Source organism: Holdemanella sp. DFI.5.55 (assembly GCF_020593575.1).
Classification (GTDB): Bacteria; Bacillota_I; Bacilli_A; order Erysipelotrichales; family Erysipelotrichaceae; genus Holdemanella; species Holdemanella hominis.
Window position 1 is genome coordinate 1 of sequence record NZ_JAJDMK010000313.1, and the last position, 254, is coordinate 254.

Genomic DNA, 254 nt, shown 5'->3' on the forward strand with positions numbered 1-254 from the left:
CATCCGCGTATCCAAATCCAGAATACTTTGCAGCGGATATGCTTTTTTCAGCTTCACATAGGCGCCGACAAGAAAATGGTCTGCGATTTCATCCAGCTTGCTTTTCTTCCATTCCTTCTGCAGAGTGGACATCATGAGCTGCTGCTTGTAGGCATCATAGCGATAGCCTGCGTTTGTTCCTTCCTCATACAATGCACCGCCTCCCCCCAGTGTATTTTTTTTGAAATGTCCCTGTTTTAATGTTTCTGATAACT

The 254-nt window shown here is 44.9% G+C and carries 1 protein-coding gene; it reads right to left on the reverse strand.

From position 1 onward, the window contains the following. A partial coding sequence (locus LJE08_RS14230; protein WP_227403610.1) for a hypothetical protein occupies positions 1-192 on the reverse strand: 192 nt, incomplete at its 3' end. Positions 193-254: the final 62 nt, after the last annotated feature.